This window comes from Nonomuraea sp. NPDC004186 (assembly GCF_053603495.1).
In genome coordinates this window covers 105,874-119,601 of sequence record NZ_JBSGFQ010000007.1, presented here as the reverse complement: position 1 = coordinate 119,601, position 13,728 = coordinate 105,874, and the positions used below count along the sequence as shown (strand labels likewise).

General features: G+C 68.9%; 10 protein-coding genes. 7 read left to right on the top strand and 3 right to left on the bottom strand.

The features are described 5' to 3' along the window. The first annotated feature begins 28 nt into the window (after positions 1-28). The 6 genes from mtrA (at position 29) to ACWEPL_RS07965 (ending at position 7,094) form a co-directional block, all read left to right on the top strand. Positions 29-706, top strand: coding sequence for an MtrAB system response regulator MtrA (gene mtrA / locus ACWEPL_RS07990; protein ID WP_043620615.1), 678 nt, complete (start codon positions 29-31; stop codon positions 704-706). 18 nt (positions 707-724) lie between these two features. Then, complete coding sequence (gene mtrB, locus ACWEPL_RS07985; RefSeq protein WP_452435544.1) at positions 725-2,449, top strand: MtrAB system histidine kinase MtrB; 1,725 nt, start codon at positions 725-727, stop codon at positions 2,447-2,449. Further along, positions 2,436-4,178, top strand: a complete 1,743-nt coding sequence (locus ACWEPL_RS07980) for an LpqB family beta-propeller domain-containing protein (RefSeq protein WP_452435543.1) — start codon at positions 2,436-2,438, stop codon at positions 4,176-4,178. Before mtrB ends, ACWEPL_RS07980 begins: the two co-directional genes overlap by 14 nt. A 76-nt stretch (positions 4,179-4,254) precedes the next feature. Next, positions 4,255-4,938 (top strand): ComF family protein, encoded by a 684-nt coding sequence (locus ACWEPL_RS07975; RefSeq protein ID WP_452435542.1) that lies wholly within the window; start codon positions 4,255-4,257, stop codon positions 4,936-4,938. 628 nt (positions 4,939-5,566) lie between these two features. Then, positions 5,567-6,223 (top strand): ribosome hibernation-promoting factor, HPF/YfiA family, encoded by a 657-nt coding sequence (gene hpf / locus ACWEPL_RS07970; RefSeq protein ID WP_363962490.1) that lies wholly within the window; start codon positions 5,567-5,569, stop codon positions 6,221-6,223. A 172-nt stretch (positions 6,224-6,395) separates the two neighbouring features. Continuing rightward, positions 6,396-7,094, top strand: coding sequence for a response regulator transcription factor (locus ACWEPL_RS07965; protein ID WP_350728412.1), 699 nt, complete (start codon positions 6,396-6,398; stop codon positions 7,092-7,094). 597 nt (positions 7,095-7,691) lie between these two features. Here ACWEPL_RS07965 and ACWEPL_RS07960 read toward each other — a convergent pair. Beyond that, positions 7,692-8,891: a winged helix-turn-helix domain-containing protein gene (locus ACWEPL_RS07960; RefSeq protein WP_452435541.1), complete on the bottom strand. Its 1,200-nt coding sequence runs from the start codon at positions 8,889-8,891 to the stop codon at positions 7,692-7,694. A 935-nt stretch (positions 8,892-9,826) separates the two neighbouring features. Next, positions 9,827-10,087, bottom strand: coding sequence for an HGxxPAAW family protein (locus ACWEPL_RS07955; RefSeq protein ID WP_350728414.1), 261 nt, complete (start codon positions 10,085-10,087; stop codon positions 9,827-9,829). Between the two features lie 223 nt (positions 10,088-10,310). Here ACWEPL_RS07955 and secA point away from each other — a divergent pair, with 223 nt between their 5' ends. Beyond that, positions 10,311-13,100, top strand: a complete 2,790-nt coding sequence (gene secA / locus ACWEPL_RS07950; protein ID WP_452435540.1) for a preprotein translocase subunit SecA — start codon at positions 10,311-10,313, stop codon at positions 13,098-13,100. Positions 13,101-13,181: 81 nt separating this feature from the next. Here secA and ACWEPL_RS07945 read toward each other — a convergent pair whose 3' ends face one another. Continuing rightward, complete coding sequence (locus tag ACWEPL_RS07945) at positions 13,182-13,634, bottom strand: Rv3235 family protein (protein WP_350728416.1); 453 nt, start codon at positions 13,632-13,634, stop codon at positions 13,182-13,184. Positions 13,635-13,728 lie beyond the last annotated feature (94 nt).

The window sequence follows — 13,728 nt, the reverse complement described above, 5'->3', positions numbered from 1 at the left end:
CCACAATGCGTAGAACGAATGAGGGGCCATGAAAGGTCGCGTGCTGGTCGTCGATGACGACGCCGCTCTCGCCGAGATGCTGGGGATCGTCCTGCGAGGGGAAGGCTTCGAGCCGTCTTTTGTCTCCGACGGCGACAAGGCCCTCGATGCGTTCCGGGATACACGCCCGGATCTGGTCCTGCTCGACCTGATGCTGCCGGGGGCGGACGGCATCGACGTCGCACGCAGGATCAGGGCTGAGTCGGGGGTTCCGATCGTCATGCTCACGGCCAAGAGCGACACGATCGACGTCGTTCTCGGGCTGGAGTCCGGGGCCGACGACTACATCGTCAAGCCGTTCAAGCCGAAGGAGCTCGTGGCCCGGGTGCGGGCGCGGCTCCGCCGCACCGATGAGCCGACCCCCGAGATCCTCCAGATCGGCGACATCACCATCGACGTGGCCGGGCACTCGGTCAAGCGGGGCGAGGAGACGATCAACCTCACGCCGCTGGAGTTCGACCTGCTGGTCGCGCTGGCCCGCAAGCCGCGCCAGGTGTTCACCCGCGAGGTCCTGCTCGAGCAGGTCTGGGGCTACCGGCACGCGGCCGACACGCGGCTGGTCAACGTGCACGTGCAGCGGCTCAGGGCCAAGATCGAGAAGGACCCCGAGCACCCCGAGATCGTGGTGACGGTCCGCGGCGTCGGCTACAAAGCCGGCCCCGCCTAGTCCACGTCCCGACCTGCCGTGCCCCCGGCGAAGAAGAAGCGTTTCCGCCGACGGACATTCCGCCAGATTCTGGGCGGCGTTCGCCGGCGGGTGCGCCGTGCGGCAGGCAGGACACGGAGCGTGTGGCGGCGCTCGCTCCAGCTCCAGGTGGTCACCAGCACGCTGGTGATCTCCGTGATCGTGGTGGTCGTGCTGGGCACGTTCCTGTCCGAGCAGATCAACCGGTCGGTCGTGCAGAGCAGCCAGCGCTCCTCCGCCAGCGAGGCCTTCGCCGACCGCCTCCAGATCGCCGACGCGCTGGCGCCCGAGACCGACGACCCGACCAAGCCCGCCGACAGCGGCAAGAAGGGCTCGGCCAACCCGCTCGACGACGTCATGGACATCGTCACCGGATCGGGTGAGAACGGCTCCAAGAAGCGCTACGACGTGCTGATACTCAACCAGGCGATCCCCGGCCAGTCGCGGGCGTCCGGGGGAGTCGTGCCGTCCAACGTGCCGGAGAGCCTGCGGCACAACGTGCAGAAGAAGACCGTCGGGTCCATCGAGAAGATCAAGTTCGCCGGCGAGAGCCAGCCCCGGCTCACGTACGTGGTCGGCGGCACCGTGCACGTGCCCTCCAGCGGCCAGAGCTACGAGGTCTACCACTTCTTCCCGTTCACGGACGAAGAGGAGCTGCTGTCCAACGTCCGGCTGGCCATCGTCGTGGTCGGCCTCGGGCTCGTGCTGCTGCTCGCCGCCATCGCGTACCTGGTCGCCCGCCAGGTCGTCACTCCCGTGCGGCTGGCGCGCCAGGCCGCCGAGCGCCTGGCCTCCGGCAAACTGGACGAACGGCTCAAGGTTCGCGGCGAGGACGACCTGGCCCGCCTGGCGAACTCGTTCAACGAGATGGCCGCCAACCTGGCACTGAAGATCCACCAGCTGGAGGAGCTCTCGCAGGTCCAGCGGCAGTTCGTCTCCGACGTCTCCCACGAGCTGCGCACGCCGCTGACGACCGTGCGCATGGCCGCCGACCTGCTCTACGACGCCCGCGAGGACTTCGACCCGATGGCCTCCCGCTCGGCGGAGCTCATGCAGGCCCAGCTCGAACGGTTCGAGTCGATGCTGGCAGACCTGCTGGAGATCAGCCGCTACGACGCCGGCGCCGCCACGCTCGACCTCGACCCCGTGGATGTGCGCGACGTGGTGCTGCGGGCCATCGCCGACTCCGAGGCGCTGGCCGAGCGGCACACGACCCGCTTCGAGCTCCGGCTGCCGAACGAGCCGTGCATGGCCGAGATCGACAACCGCAGGGTCGAGCGGATCCTGCGCAACCTGCTGTTCAACGCCATCGAGCACGGCGAGGGCAGGGACATCGTGGTCACCGTCGGCGCCGACCGGGACGCGGTCGCGGTCGCCGTGCGCGACCACGGGATCGGGCTGAAGGGCGGCGAGGACACGATGGTGTTCGACCGGTTCTGGCGGGCCGACCCGTCGCGGGCGCGGACGATCGGCGGCACCGGGCTGGGGCTGGCGATCTCGCGCGAGGACGCCACGCTGCACGGCGGCTGGCTGCAGGCCTGGGGACAGCCGGGGGAGGGCTCGCAGTTCAGGTTGACGCTGCCGAGGACGGCCGGGGCCGATCTGAAGGGCTCGCCGCTGTCGCTGGTGCCGCCGGAGATCGAGATGCGGCGCACGTGGCGTACGGCCATGACGCCGGTGCTGCTGCCGGCCTCGGCGGACGGGGCCGACCATGACGACGACTAGGCGGCGTGAACGGGTGTGGCGGCTCGGCGCGGTGTTCGTGATCGGGGTCGCGGTGGTCTGCGCGGGCTCCGGCTGCACCGTGATCCCCGTGACCGGTCCCATCACCGTCAACGAGGCCGGCAGCGGCGACCCGCTGAGCAAGCCGTTCCACCGCATGATCGCCTTCCCGCCCGACAAGACCTGGAACGAGGAGCAGACGATCAGGGGTCTGCAGGCGGCCATGGCCGCCTACGCCGACGACCCGACCATCCTGCCCCAGTACCTGACCCAGGAGGCGCGGGCGAAGTGGAGCGCCTCGGGGCCGGTGACGGTGGTCGACGACGCGTTCGAGATCGTGCCTCCCACCGAGCGCGAGGCGACGGAGCCGGTGGAGAAGGTCACGGTCAAGGGCCGGTGGGTGGCGCGCATCAAGGAGGACGACTCGTACGCCCCCACCGCCGGTCCCTGGGTGGACTCCTTCGAGCTCGTGAAGGCCGAAGGCGGCGGTTACCTGGTCAAGAGCCTGCCCAACGGGCTGCTGCTCACCGACTCCGACGTGAGCCGCGCGTACCGGGCCACGAACCTCTACTACCTGAACGGCAACAGCCCGAACACGCTGGTCGTGGACCGCGTGCGCCTGCGGCTGAAGCCGACGGAGACGTACGCGCAGACCATCCTGCAGCGCCTGCTCAAGAGCCCCACCTCGGCCCTGCAGGGGGCGGTGACGACGAGCTTCCCGCTCGACACCAAGGTCGAGTCGATCAGGTCCGGCGAGGACCGCGTGGTGATCAACCTCTCCGGCCCCCTCGACACCCTTGACCTGGGCGCCGAGGACTCCCTGCGGGCCCAGATCAGGTACAGCCTGAACAAGAACGAGATCGCCAAGGGCCGCGTCATCGAGATCCAGGTGAACGGGGAGTCCTACTCCATCGACCGGCCCGACTCCGACGACGACTGGCTGGACGCCACCAGCGACGCCGCGTACTACATCAGCAAGGGCGCGGTCCACTACATGAGCAAGGACGGGCCCGCGGGCAGCGTGCCGGGTCCGGCGGGGCAGGAGCGCGACGGCTTCCACGGCTTCGCCCTGTCCAAGGACGGTGGGTACGTCGCCGCCCAGACCTCCACCGGCATCTCGGTGGCGGCGCTGACGCAGTCGGGGCGCTGGCAGGAGGTCATCCAGGGCACCCTGACCCCGCCCACGTGGCACCGCGACGGGTCCCTGTGGACCTACGACCAGACGAACGCCGCCCTGCTCCGGTACGACCCGCTCAGCGGGAAGGGACCCCAGCGGATCTCCGCGCCCAAGCTGACCGGGCTGGACGTCACCCGGCTCAGGATCGCCAGGGACGGCGTGCGGGTGGCGGTCACCACCGGTCAGAACACGGTCCAGATCGGCGCGCTCACGGGCGGGGCGGCGGGGATGATGCTGGGCAACTTCCAGGCCCTGACCACCACCGAGGGGGGAAACAAGATCCTCGACGTGGCCTGGGAGGATGACGAGCACCTGCTGGTGCTGGTGGAGGGCCAGGCGGGGCAGGTGCTCAACGAGATCAACGTGGGGGACGGGGAGATCGAGGGAGTGCCGCTGAAGGAGCCGCTCGCGGCGGTGGCCGCGGTGAACGACCGCGTGCTGGCGGAGGCGAAGACGGCCAAGGGCAACCAGATCATGGAGCTCGGCCAGGACCGGCAGTCCTGGACCACCAAGATCGAATCCGGCGCCAGCACCCCGCTCTTCCCCCTGGGTTAGCCGCTCGTCTCTCCCCGGGCCGGCCGCTCGTCGGCCCGGACGGAAATTGTCGGTCGCGGGCGGCATCCTGGCACGCGTGCTGACCGCCGTGCTCGACCTCGTCCTCCCGCAGTCCTGCGCCGGGTGCGCCGCCGGTGGTGCGCGGTGGTGCGCGGGCTGTCAGGCCGAGCTCGTCGGCGCGTCCGCCAGGCGGTTGCCCGAGCCCGTGCCGGACGGCCTGCCCGACTGCTGGTCGGCGGCACCGTACGAGGGCGCGGTGCGCAGGGCGGTCGTGGCGTACAAGGAGCGGGGCGCGGTGACGTTGGCGGAGGTGCTGGCGGAGGCCGTGGCGTTCACCGTCGTGACGGCGGTCAACGGCGCGAAGGCACCCTGGGCCGGCGGGCGGTTCGCGGTGGTGCCGGTGCCGAGCGCGCGGCGGACGCGCCGGCACCGGGGCCACGACCCGGTCGGCCGGCTGGCGGTGCTGGCCGCCGGTCGGCTGCGGGCGTGGGGCCTGCGGGCCGAGGCCTGGCCGGCGCTGGGCCAGGCGCGGCGGGTGGCCGACCAGGCGGGGCTGAGTTCCGCCGAGAGGAGCTCCAACCTCGCGGGGTCACTCCAGGTGCGGCGGGCCGCGAAAGGCCCTCCAGCGGCCTGTGCGGTGCTCCTGGACGACATCGTCACGACCGGGGCCACCCTCGTGGAGGCCGCCAGGGCGCTGAGCTCGGCGGGGGTGCGAGTGCCGCTCGCCGCGACCGTGGCCGCGACACGCCGAAGATCTTGAAAAGGATTACGGTTACGGTGAGTAAAGAAAGATCCACATCGCTATCCTCACCACGAGGCCACATGTCACTTCCCTCACGGGGGCGGCGGGGCTGCTCAGTGGGCGGGAGCTCCATCCTCATAAGGGTTGCCGACCGGTTAAATAGGGCATTTGGGAGAGCATGAGGACCTCGGGAAAATCACGGTACGTGATCCTTTGGCCGATCCTCCGGCTGACATTCGCGCAGGATGCGGATAGCGTTCTGACATGGCACCCGTTCGGGTCCGTGGTTGCGCAGGGTCGGGGTCCCCGACTCTGCTAGCCGATGCCAGCCGCAGGCAAAACGGTCCACGTAAGGCGACTCTTTGTCGACCGATCACGGTGCGGCTTAGGGGTAAGTCCTGCCTTCCCGAGGGTCCAGATGTCCCTCGCCAGAAGAGAAGGGCAGTAGTGGCAACAGAGCTGCGAAACCCTCAGCAGGCGGATGTGGGGTCGAAGACCAGGTCGGCCGGACGGGTGCCAACCGAGTTCCCGGTGACGCAGAGTCGGAAGAGGGTAACGGTGACAGAAAGGCAGACAGCAGACCCCGTCCGACAGGCACGTCGTCGGGCGCTCTTGCTCAGTCGCTAGACCGAAGGGGGGCTGTTGCATGGACATCATCGTCAAGGGCCGGCACACAGGTGTGAGTGATCGGTTCCGTGACCAAGTGACGACCAAGCTGGCCAGGATCGAACGTCTGGACAACAAACTCATCCGAGTCGATGTGGAGGTGTCGAAAGAACGCAATCCGCGCCTCGCTGACCAGCGCGAGCGCGTCGAGCTCACCATTCACTCTCGAGGACCGGCCATCCGCGCCGAAGCCTCGGCCGACGACCGATTCGCAGCCCTCGACATGGCCCTCGACAAGCTGGAAGGCCGCCTCAGGCGGCTGGCCGACCGGCGCAAGGTCCACCACGGCAACCACTGCCCGCCCTCTGTGGCGGAGATCACCGCGGCACTCCCCGACGTCGCGGACCTGGCCCCGCGGGAGGCCACCGCCCCCGCCGAGGCCGAAGAGGACGAGCAGGTTCAGCGCGACCAGCGCTACGACGACATCGTCCCGATCGAGATGGACGGCGAAGGGCCGCTCGTCGTCCGAGAGAAGTTCCACAAAGCGGAACCCATGACCATCGACCAGGCCCTCCTCGAGATGGAGCTGGTCGGGCACGACTTCTACCTGTTCCGTGACAAGGAGAGCGGCCAGCCGTGCGTGGTCTACAACAGACGCGGCTACAACTACGGCGTGTTGCGGCTCGTAGAGCCATGATCGCGCGCTAAAAGATCTTCTCGACCACCCGAGAACCGCGGCTCCCGTGCCATCATTGCGGTTCAACGGCTCTGGCCCCCCGACGAGGAGGAGACGTGAGCGAGCTCAGTCAGGTTCAGATGAGCGAGCGAAGCGAAGCGAAGGCTGTCGCGAGGCGGATCAAGGAGGCCTCGTGACCGAGTCCGGCGAGGTCCGTACCCCAGCGACCGAGCCGATCCGCGTGTTGATCGTTGACGATCACGAGCTGATCCGGCGGAGCCTGGCTCTCGCGCTGGCCGCTGAGCCCGACATCGAGGTGGTCGGCGAAGCGAGCGACGGGCAGGAGGCGGTCGAGTTGGCCAACCGCCTCATGCCCGACATCGCGCTCATGGACGTGCGTATGCCACGGCAGGACGGGATCGAGGCCACGAAGGGCATCAAGGCCTCGGTCCCGAGCACGCGCGTCATCATGCTGACGGTGAGCGACGAGGAAGAAGACCTCTTCGAGGCCATCAAGGCAGGCGCCACCGGCTACCTGCTCAAGGACGTCCAGATCAACGACGTGCCGGCCGCGGTGCGCGGCGTGCACGAGGGCCAGTCCTTAATCAACCCGGCGATGGCCGCCAAGCTCATCAGCGAATTCCAGAACATGAGCCGCAAGGAGTCCGAGCGCCCTCCCCAGCTCCCCGTCCCCCGCCTGACCGATCGCGAGATGGAGGTCCTGCGGCTGGTGGCCAAGGGGATGAACAACCGCGAGATCGCCAAGCAGCTGTTCATCTCCGAGAACACCGTGAAGAACCACGTACGCAACATCCTCGACAAGCTGCAACTGCACTCGAGGATGGAGGCCGTGGTGTACGCGGTGCGGGAACGCATGCTGGAGATCACCTAGCCGTCCATGCGGGGAGCCTCACCCCGGCTCTCACCTGGACGGCTCAGGGCCAGGTAGCCATCGCCACCCGCGATGGCCGGGTCCCCTGTTTCCCGTCCGGGCTGTCAGGGACAGTCAGTCCCCACGCCCCGGAGGCCGCGTCGCCCCGGTTCCTCGTCTGGGCGGCCAGGCAGGGGACAGGGCAACCACCGCCGCCCGCGAGATCCCGTCCCCTCGGTTCCCATCCGGGCGGGCATTCACCCACGCCCCGGCGGTCGTGCCGCCCCCGTTCCCACCTGGGCGGTCAAGGGACAGGCACGGCCATCGCCGCCCGCAAGCCGTCACTCCCGCGCCCAACTGGGCGGCCTGGAGGCAGGCTCACTCCCGCGCCCACCTGGGTGGCCTGGAGGCGGGCACCCACTCGCGCCCGCCACCGTAGCCCGCGAGCCGTCTCACCCCCGCGCCCATCTGGGCGGTCTGGAGGCGGGCACCCACTCGCGCCCGCCACCGTAGCCCGTAAGCCGTCTCACCCCCGCCCCCATCTGGGCAGCCGGGAGATAGGCAGCTACCCGCGCTCGCTACCCGCGCCCGCCCGTCTGGCGCCGTCGTGCTGGGGTGCTATCGGGCGGTGGCGGCGGCGTTCAGGATCGGGACGAGCTCGGGCGGATCGGCGTGCTCGACCCGTACGGAATCGCAGCCCACCCACTCCGCCGCAGACCACAGGGCGTCCGCCAGGGCGTCGGCCCACCTGGCGGGCGACAGGCCCGGCTCCAGGTGGAGCTGCCGGATCACCAGTGTGCTGCCCTCACGGGCCGGGTCGACGCGGCCGATCAGCCGGCCGCCCGCCAGCACGGGCATCGTGAAGTAGCCGTGGACCCGTTTGTGCTTGGGGACGTACAGCTCGAGCGTGTACTGGAAGCCGAAGACGCGCTCGGTGCGGCCGCGGTGCCAGATGAGGGAGTCGAACGGCGACAGCAGCGTCGTGCGATGGCGCCCGCGCGGCTCGGACTCCAGCGCCGCCGGGTCCGCCCAGGCGTTGGGGGAGCCCTTCTTGCCCGGCCAGCCCGCGACCGTCACGGGCACGAGGCCCGCCGCGCCGCTGCGCAGGGCCTCGTCGAGCATGGCGGCGTACTCGCCCTTCAGGCGCAGGAAGTCGATGAGGTCGGTCCTGTTGGCCACGCCCAGGGACCGGCCCGCCACGGCGGCCAGGCGTACGACGCACTCCTCGTCGGAGAGGTCGTCGGCCAGGAGCTCCGCTGGGACCACGCGTTCCGCCAGGTCGTAGACGCGCCGCCAGCCGACGCGGCGGCTGCAGACCAGCTCGCCGATGTCGAGCAGCCACTCCAGGCCGATCTTGGAGTCGGACCAGTCCCACCACGGGCCGCCGTTCTTGGCCCCGCCGACGTCCGAGGTCGTCAGCGGGCCCTGCTCGCGTACCTGCTCGAGCAGCTTGTCCACCCCGTCGGGGACCTCGTGCCAGCGGTAGCGCCGCTTACGGTACGCCCGGCGCCGGAACGAGTAGAGGGGCCAGTGCTCGACGGGCAGGATGCAGGCGGCGTGGCACCAGTATTCGAAGCTCTGGGCGGGGTTGTGCCAGTAGGCCCGTTCGATGCTGGCCCGTCCCACCGCGCCCAGGCGGGCGTAGGCGACCAGCTCGTGGGAGCGGGCGAGCACTGAGATCGTGTCGAGCTGCACGGCGCCCAGCCTGCGCAGCATCGCGTGCGCCCCGCCCTTGCGCGCTTCGGCGCCGATCATGCCCTGGGAGCGGAGGATGATCCGGCGCGCCTCGTCGAGGGTCAGGTCGATGGTGCCGGTCATGGCTGCGATTGCGTATGGCGATGCATGCGAGCAATGTAGCGACGGCCACCGACAAAACATCCCCGCCCGCCCCACCCTTTGGGCACACCCCCCGCCATCCGCGCCCCGGCCCACCCACCGCCAACGCCACCGGCCCCACCAACACCGACCGCCCCCGCCGATGCCTACCACGTCGATGTGTCCCGCGTGGATGTGTCCCGCGTGGATGTGTCCTGCGCCGATGTGTCCTGCGCCGATGTGTTCCGCGCCCGCCTGACGCCTTGTCGACGTCACCCGTGCCCGTCGGCAGTGGAGGTCGCCCATCGCCCGCTAGCTGGCACCGCCCACACCTGGCCCGCCACCAGCCAACGTCCGGACTGCCGCCAGCCAATGCCCGGACTGCCGCCAGCCCACCCCAGGCGCCCCCGGCTCGCCGCCATCCCCGCCCGGCGGGCCGCTCGTCAATATCGCCCGGTCCTCGACCGTCTGCGCCATCGCGTCCGGTCGGCGTCACCGCGTCTGGTCGGCGTCACCGCGTCCGGTCGGCGTCACGGCGTCACGGCGTCACGGCGTCCGGTCTGCCCGCCGTCAACGCCAGCCGTCTTGCCCCGCCGACGCCGATCGGGCCCGCCGATGCCGCCTGAGAGCGGCCGGGCGGCAGGCGACGGCGCCCGTAGCAGGCCTCAAGGCCCCCAGCGCCGTACGTCCGGCCCTGTGGCTCGTACGGTCCGGCCTGTGGCTCGTACGCCCCGTACGCAACCCCTCATCCCCGCCCGACACGCGCGGCGGGCTCGTCGTTACGGGGATTGTGCTCGTCTATTACGAAAGGCCAAGGTCGGCGGCTTCGAGGTGCTCGCGGCCGGTGTGGGAGAACCGGTCACCGGCGGCGCACAGAGCGTGGGAGATGGGAGCTGGCGGGGCACCCGTGGGTGGGTGCCCGCCCGGTGAAGCGTGCGTCAGCGGTGATCTTCAGCGTGCATGCCCACGCGGGGCGCGTCGATCACGACGTCGGTGAAGATATCGAAGACAAGGGCCAGGACGCCGCCCACGACGAACACTCCGGCGCCGATCCAGACGAGCGTCCAGTTGGCGGCCGTGAGGCCGAAGCCGGCCACCACCGTGCCCACCAGCATCACCGTCACCGCCAGCCACGATGACGCGCGCCCGGCGTGGCTGCCGAGATTCTCCGTATGCTCCGACTTCTTCCCCTCAACCATGATTAATCCTTCCTTTGCCGGTTATCGCGCTTATTGGTGCGAGCCGGCTCTCAACCGGCATACCCTCTGCCTTGACCCATTCTCCCAGATGGGTGTTGCGCCCTCGTCGTCACGGTGGCTGTGTCTGGTTGCGGAACCGCCTACGATGGCAACGGGGAAGTTTGTCTCGGCCTCTCCTCCTGGCGGCGCCGCCGGGGTAGACCTGCGAGGAGCTTTACATAAAGTGGCAGCCATTCTCGACAAGATCCTACGTGCCGGCGAAGGTAAGATCCTGCGCAAGCTCAAGCGGATCGCAGACCAGGTCAACTCCATCGAGGACGACTTCACGAGCCTGTCCGACGCGGAGTTGCGTGCGCTGACGGATGAGTTCAAGCAGCGCCATGCAGACGGTGAAACGCTCGACGATCTGCTTCCCGAGGCGTTCGCGACCGTGCGCGAGGCGGCCCGCCGCGTGCTCGGCCAGCGGCCCTACGACGTGCAGATCATGGGCGGCGCCAACCTCCATCTGGGCAACATCTCGGAGATGAAGACCGGTGAGGGCAAGACTCTCACCTGTACGCTTCCGGCGTACCTCAACGCCATCTCCGGCAAGGGCGTCCACGTCATCACGGTCAACGACTACCTGGCCAAGCGTGACGCCGAGACCATGGGCCGCATCCACCGGTTCCTCGGCCTCGAGGTCGGCTGCATCGTCGCCGGCCAGCAGCCCGACGAGCGGCGCAAGCAGTACGAGGCCGACATCACGTACGGCACCAACAACGAGTTCGGCTTCGACTACCTGCGCGACAACATGGCGTGGTCGCTCGAGGAGTGCGCGCAGCGCGGCCACAACTTCGCGATCGTCGACGAGGTCGACTCCATCCTGATCGACGAGGCCCGTACGCCGCTGATCATCTCCGGCCCCGGCGAGCAGTCGGGCAAGTGGTACCAGGAGTTCGCCAAGATCGTGCCCCGCCTGCGCAGGGGCGTCGAGGCGAAGAACCCGGGCGAGGAGAGCACCGGCGACTACATCGTCGACGAGAAGAAGCGCACGGTCGGCATCCTGGAGGCCGGTGTCGAGAAGGTCGAGGACTGGCTCGGCATCGACAACCTCTACAAGCCCGAGCACACCCACCTCGTCGGCTTCCTGAACAACGCGCTCAAGGCCAAGGAGCTGTTCAAGAAGGACAAGGACTACATCGTCGCCGACGGCGAGGTCCTGATCGTCGACGAGTTCACCGGCCGCATCCTGCACGGGCGCCGCTACAACGAGGGCATGCACCAGGCCATCGAGGCCAAAGAGAGCGTGAAGATCAAGGACGAGAACCAGACTCTCGCCACGGTCACCCTGCAGAACTACTTCCGCCTCTACACCAAGCTGAGCGGAATGACCGGTACGGCCGCGACCGAGGCCAACGAGTTCCACCAGACGTACAAGCTGGGTGTCGTCCCGATCCCGACCAACCGGCCGATGGTCCGCAAGGACCAGGCGGACGTGGTCTACAAGACCGAGGACGCCAAGTTCGACGCGGTGGTCCAGGACATCAAGGAGCGCTACGAGGCCGGCCAGCCGGTGCTCGTCGGCACGACCTCGGTGGAGAAGTCTGAGCGGCTGTCCAAGGCGCTCAAGCGCCGCGGCGTGCAGCACGAGGTGCTCAACGCGAAGAACCACGCGCGTGAGGCGTCGATCATCGCCGAGGCCGGGCGCAAGGGCGCGGTCACCGTCGCCACCAACATGGCCGGTCGAGGCACCGACATCATGCTCGGCGGCAACTCCGAGTTCCGCGCCGACCTCGAGCTGCGCCAGCGCGGCCTCGACCCGGTCGAGACGCCGGAGGAGTACGAGAAGGCCTACCCCGAGGCGCTGGAGAAGGCCAGGGCGGCGGTCAAGGCCGAGCACGACGAGGTCACCTCGCTCGGCGGCCTCTACGTTCTCGGCACCGAGCGCCACGAGTCGCGCCGCATCGACAACCAGCTCCGCGGCCGCTCCGGCCGTCAGGGCGACCCCGGTGAGTCGCGGTTCTACCTGTCGCTCGGCGACGACCTCATGCGCCTGTTCAACTCGGCCAGGGTCGAGATGATCATGACCAGGCTGCAGATCCCCGACGACCAGCCGATCGAGTCGGGCATCGTCTCCAAGGCCATCGCCTCCGCCCAGCACCAGGTCGAGCAGCAGAACTTCGAGATCCGCAAGGAAGTTCTGAAGTACGACGAGGTCATGGACCGCCAGCGCAAGGTCATCTACGCCGAGCGCCACCGCGTGCTGGAGGGCGCCGACCTGCACGAGCAGGTGCGCGGCTTCGTTGGCGAGGTGATCGACGGCTACGTGCAGGGCGCCACGTCCGAGGGCTTCGCCGAGGAGTGGGACCTCGACAAGCTGTGGAAGGCGTTCGGGGAGCTCTACCCGATCTCGATCAGGATCGAGGACCTCATCGAGGAGGCCGGCTCTCGCGAAGAGCTGTCCGCCGAGTTCATCTCCGAGAAGGTCAAGGCCGACGCGCTCGAGGCGTACGCCAGGCGCGAGGAGGAGTTCGGCCCCGAGACCACGCGCGACCTGGAGCGCCGCGTGATCCTCTCGGTCCTCGACCGGAAGTGGCGCGAGCACCTGTACGAGATGGACTACCTGCGCGAGGGCATCGGCATGCGGGCCTACGCGCAGAAGGACCCCAAGATCGAGTACGCCCGCGAGGGCTTCGAGATGTTCGCCGCGATGCTCGAGGGCATCAAGGAGGACTCGGTCGGGTTCCTGTTCAACCTCGAGGTGGAGGTGCAGGAAAACCCGATCGTCGAGGAGGAGGACGCGGCCATCGCGGAGACCCGCTCGATCATCGCGCGCGGGCTGCGCGGGCCTGAGCGTCCGGCCGAGCTCGAATACTCCGCGCCCGGCGAGCAGGGCGAGGTCGAGCACACCCGCGTCCGCACCACTTCGGCGGAGCGGGCCGCGTACGGAAACGTGGAGCGCAACGCGCCCTGCCCGTGCGGGTCGGGCAAGAAGTACAAGCGCTGCCACGGCGATCCCAAGAACGCCGCCTGACGCTTCTTTTTGAGACCCCCACCTCGTGTGGGGGTCTCTTTTTTCTGCCATGTCTTTTCTGGGCTCTTTAAATGCCTTTTTCTACGCCGTTTCGAAGTCCGTGCAGAGCCATTGGGCGCCCCTCCGTTCGAGCCGTATCGCCAGGACGCGGTTGCGGTCGCCACAGTGCACCAGCATGCACATCTCCACGGCACCGTCTCTGGGCTCCTTGACGTGCACGCTGCCGGCGAACGGGGGGCGGCTGGTCCTGATCATCTTGCCTGCCTGGACCAGCTCTCGGTAGGCGCGAGCTGTGAGCTTGTCGGCCACGGTCTCCGGCGGTCGGCGGCCCGCGAGCACCTCTGCCAGCGCCTGGCCGAGGTGGCGCAGCTTGCGCTCATCGGGGATGGATCCCGGCGGGCCCCATACGAGGGGGTGGGGGTCCAGGGCCAGGGTGCCGTGGATTTCCGGGGGTGCGATTTCCGATGTCGGCTGCTCTTCGTCGTAGGGGGGTTCGGGGGTGGGGGTGACGCCGATGCGGGGGGTTGTTGACACGCATCCTCCAAATTCTTGGACGAAGAAAGAATCGTTATAAGGAGTTTTCGGTCTGGGCCAGGAATACAAATGCCGCCAACTTCTCCTGGGGGTG